This is a genomic window from Nocardia sp. CA-136227 (assembly GCF_050955695.1).
GTDB lineage: Bacteria > Actinomycetota > Actinomycetes > Mycobacteriales > Mycobacteriaceae > Nocardia.
The window spans coordinates 6,851,117-6,855,466 of record NZ_CP192081.1 but is presented as its reverse complement, the minus strand read 5'-3'; the positions used below and the strand labels follow the sequence as shown (position 1 = coordinate 6,855,466).

Genomic DNA, 4,350 nt, shown 5'->3' with positions numbered 1-4,350 from the left:
CGGCAACTCGCCGGTGACGAACGAACAAATGTTCGTCACCGGCGAGTCGTCTGCTGAACCGAGCTAGCCTCGACCCCGTTGGCGGTGGTTTCGGACTTCAGCTGCGAATCGGGGGGTGGCTGCCTTGGCGATGCCGGTACATGAGCTGGACAATTCGACTATGCACGTGTCCGCTTCCGATCGCTGGACCGCTGCCGGAATCCCCAACTATTGGCGGCTGGAGACCGCGCGCTTCAAGGGCCAACTGCCCGGCGAAGAACTGCCGATACTGTTCGCCTACGCGCTCGCCGACACCGGTGAGTACGAACTGGTGCGGCGTGCAGCCCCGGGATCCGAGGTCGTCATGCAGCGGCCCTTCGAAATCGCTTTGGACACAGCGAGACTGTTGCCCTAGCCGCCGTCCAGGGGCGGGCTCGTTGCGCCGTGAGAGCCGCTCGCGATAACTCGTTGAACAGCGAGTTCGGACGTATCGTGGGCAAAGCGCCGTGGGGGCGCGCGCGAAGGAGGGGCTTGTGACGACCAACGGGCAGATGGCGCTCGAGCTGAGCGGGCTGTACAGGAGATTCGGCGGGCCCTGGGTGGTCGAGGGCGTGAGCCTGGCGGTGCCGCCCGGGTCGTTCTTCGGGCTGGTGGGACCCAATGGCGCGGGGAAGACGACCACCCTGTCGATGGCGGTGGGGTTGTTGCGGCCGGACCAGGGGCTGGCGCGGATCTTCGGGCACGACGTGTGGGCGGACCCTGTCGCCGCGAAGGCCGTGGTCGGGGTGCTGCCCGACGGGATGGCCTTGCCGGAGCGGCTGACCGGGCGCGAGCTGTTGAACTTCACCGGGCTGCTGCGCGGGATGGACAAGGCGACCGTGGTCGGGCGGGCGGACGAGCTGCTGCACGTGCTCGAGCTCGACGGCGCGGAAAACACTGTGGTCGTTGACTATTCGGCCGGTATGCGCAAGAAGATCGGGCTGGCCACGGCGCTGCTGCACGCGCCGAAACTGCTGGTGCTGGACGAGCCGTTCGAAGCCGTGGACCCCGTCTCGGCGGGAACCATCCGGACGATCCTGCAACGGTTCGTGGCCGCCGGGGGATCGGTGGTCCTGTCCAGTCACGTGATGGCCCTGGTGGAATCGATCTGCGATCGGGTGGCCGTGATCAACCGGGGGCGCGTGGTCGCGGGCGGCACCCTCGCCGAGGTCCGTGGCGGCGGGACCCTGGAGGAGGCGTTCGTGCGGCTCGTCGGGGGGCGGGTCGGCGGCGAGGAGGGGCTGTCGTGGTTGGCGTCCTGATCCGGATGCGGCTGCGCATCATCGGACGCAGCCTGCGCGAGAGCCGGTCGGCGCTGAACTTCGTGCTGGGCAGCGTCTTCGGACTGGCGGTCGCCCTGTTCACGGCGGTGCTCATCGCCAAGGGGCACGAGAGCGTGCACGGGGGCGTGACCATCGCCGCCGCGCTGTTCGGGGCCTGGACCCTGGGCTGGATCTGCGGGCCGGTCCTTACCGGAACCAGCGACGAAACCCTGCAACCCGAGCAGTTCCGGTTGCTGCCGTTGACGACTCGGGAACTCGCCTACGGACTCGGGGCCGCCGCGTTCGTGGGACCCGCGCCCATCGTCAACCTCATCGCCTTCGCCGGACTGGTCCTGCTGGGCGCTCAGATCGGCTGGGCCGCAGCCGGAATCGCGGTGCTCGGCGTGGTCCTGCAACTCGTGTTCGTGGTACTGCTGGCCCGCGTGGTGGTGGCCTGGCTGGGCGCGGCCATGCGCTCCCGGCGCGGCAAGGACCTGGGCGTGCTGTTCGCGGCGCTCATCGGGTTGGCGTACTACCCGCTGAATCTGCTCATCACCACGGCCGGCCCGAAACTCGACGGCGACCGCGGCGGCCTGTCCATCCTGTTGCGCTCGGTCCCGTCGGGCTGGGCCCCGTACGCCGTCGAGGCCGCCTCCCGCGGCGACTACCTGCTCGCACTGCTGGCGCTGCTCGGTCTGGCCCTGCTGTCGCTGGTGCTGTGGCAGTCGTGGGCGGTGCTGCTGGAGCGCCGGCTCACCACCCCGCCCGCGCCGGAGGCCCAGATGGTCGACACCGGCGGCGGGCTGCTCGACCGCTTCCTGCCCACCACTCCGGTCGGCGCGGTGGTCGCCAAGGAACTGCGCACCTGGTGGCGGGACGGCCGCCGGCGCGCGGCCCTGATCCCGCTGCTGATCATCGGCTTCGTGCTGCCGATCTTCCTGTCGGTCCGCAACGGCGGTAGCGGGACCATCGCGTTCTCGGGCGCTTTCGTGGTGTGGCTGGCCACCATGTCCAGTACCAACCTGTACGGATTCGACGGCACGGCGGTCTGGCAAACGCTGGTGACGCCGGGCGCGGCCCGGGCGGACGTCCGCGGCCGGGCCTACTCCTGGGCGCTGCTGGTCGGGCCGGTCTCCCTGATCTCCACGCTCGTCCTCCCCGGCGCGCTCGGTCTGGCCCACCTGTATCCGTGGGCGCTGTCCACGCTGCCGGTGCTGTTCGGCGTGGGTGTGGGCGCCGTCGTGTATTTGTCCACGCACGCCGCCTTCGCACTGCCGCCGCAGCGCGGAAATCCGTTCGCGGGCACCGGGAACCCCGGCTGCATGAAGATGCTCATGCAGTTGGCGGTGGGCGTGGTGCAGGTGCTGGCCGCCGCTCCCGCCCTGGCCATCCTGGGAATCGGTGCCTACCTGCACAATTCGCTCGTGCAGTGGGCGGCCCTGCCGGTCGGTGTGCTGCTCGGCGTACTCGCCGCGCTGCTCGGAATCCGCTGGGCGACCACCCGATTGGAGGAGCGCGGCCCCGAACTGCTGGCCGAGGTGAAACCCCGTTGACCGCGGCTACTCACCTCGCCGCCGATCATCGGCCTGGAATCGGGTAGCGCACTACTGCCGACATTCCGGGCCTATCCGGCGACGCTGGTCCCACTGCTCGAAACATTGGGAGACAGCGACAGTGGATCAGATCCTGTATTGGAACGCGGTGGCGCTGGAGTCGGACCGCATGGCGCACACCGACACCGGCAGTTCCCGTGCCCTGGCCGTAGTACACCTGGCCATGCACGATGCCATCTTCAGCATTTTCGGTGCACCGCACGGCACCTGGCTGACCGCGCCACCCGTGGCGGCCCCGGGCGCCGCGCCCGACGCCGCCATCGCGGTCGCCGCCCACACCATCCTGTCGGCGCTCTACCCGGAGCGGATCGCGCGGTTCGACAAGGCCCTGCGGGAAGCGGGATTACACGGACGGGGCACCAGCCGGGGCGGCCACCAGGGGCAGGCCGTCGCCCGTGCGATCCTCAACGCCCGCGCGGACGATCCGGAACCAGGTTCCGATATATCGCACGACGGTTCCTCCGCCGCCCCGACCCGCTTCTGCAATCTGATGACCCGCGAGATCGCCATCGTCCAGGGCAATGACGTGGAACAGAACGCCCGCCTGTTCGCCCTGGTCAACGCTGTCCTCGCGGGAACCGCGGTCCGCTGTGGGGACGATGCCGCCTTCGTGGGCACGACCTTCCGGACCATCGTCGGCTACTACGCCGCCGCCGACGGCCCCGAAACCCTGACCGACGACCTGTGGGTCGCCGGGCTGCGGCAGGATCAGGCCGCCGGACCGCGCGTGCACTGAACAGCGGACGGCAAACCTCGTTCGACGGCCGCCTGAGGAACGAAGCCCCGCCCCCAGGAAGGGGCGGGGATGTCACAGTATCCTGGCAGCTCCTTCCCAACCGTACCTAGACGTTGGACTGTGGTCTCAGATGCACCAGACCACACTGCCCAGGGGGAAGCAGATAGCAAGTGATCCATCGACAGGAGTAACGGTCGATGTCGAAATCGCAGGTGCCGTCGCAGTGGGGCCGGCCGAAGCCACCGGAGCTGCGATAGCGCCTAGCGACAAGGCAATAGCGGTTGCGGCCGCGAACTTGATCATTTTGCTGGACATGTTTGTTCCTTGGGGTGATCGAGCGGCGAAATCGGTGACACCAGACAGTGGTCTCACTGCTGTCGTCCGCTTCGCCGCCCTCGGGTGCAGCCCATGACCCGCTTTGTTCCAACCCCGACCAGTTGTCATGGTCCTGCATGGCGAGCGATAGCTACGCGATGAAATTGCCGAACCAGACCCGGTACGGATCGGCCCGGCGCCAGGCACTGTCACGACCACGTCGACCTGGCGGCTCCGGTGCGCATGCTCTGACCGAAGCCGCATCCCTTCCCATGCGTTCGGAAAAGGACGATAATTCAGGTTAGCCGTGATCGGCCACAGTCCGGTAGGGGCACGGTCTTCATTCGTAGGTTCAGCGATGCCTCCACCGCCGCGAGTCGGCCGGCGCTCTCGCCGCGATGTTGAT

General features: G+C 68.5%; 4 protein-coding genes. All 4 read left to right on the top strand.

The window, feature by feature from the left end; translation table 11 throughout:
* The first annotated feature begins 166 nt into the window (after positions 1-166).
* The 4 genes from ACQP06_RS31945 to ACQP06_RS31930 all read left to right on the top strand — a co-directional run bounded on the left by ACQP06_RS31945 (position 167) and on the right by ACQP06_RS31930 (position 3,629).
* The gene (locus ACQP06_RS31945; protein ID WP_433668583.1) at positions 167-394 is read left to right on the top strand and encodes a hypothetical protein; all 228 of its coding nucleotides are present in this window, start codon (positions 167-169) and stop codon (positions 392-394) included.
* 136 nt (positions 395-530) lie between these two features.
* A complete protein-coding gene (locus tag ACQP06_RS31940) occupies positions 531-1,280 on the top strand; it encodes an ABC transporter ATP-binding protein (RefSeq protein ID WP_433673493.1) in 750 nt (249 codons plus the stop codon).
* Entirely contained in the window at positions 1,265-2,833 is a 1,569-nt protein-coding gene (locus ACQP06_RS31935; RefSeq protein ID WP_433668581.1) for a hypothetical protein, read from the top strand. Before ACQP06_RS31940 ends, ACQP06_RS31935 begins: the two co-directional genes overlap by 16 nt.
* Positions 2,834-2,954: 121 nt before the next feature.
* Positions 2,955-3,629: a hypothetical protein gene (locus ACQP06_RS31930; RefSeq protein ID WP_433668579.1), complete on the top strand. Its 675-nt coding sequence runs from the start codon at positions 2,955-2,957 to the stop codon at positions 3,627-3,629.
* Positions 3,630-4,350 lie beyond the last annotated feature (721 nt).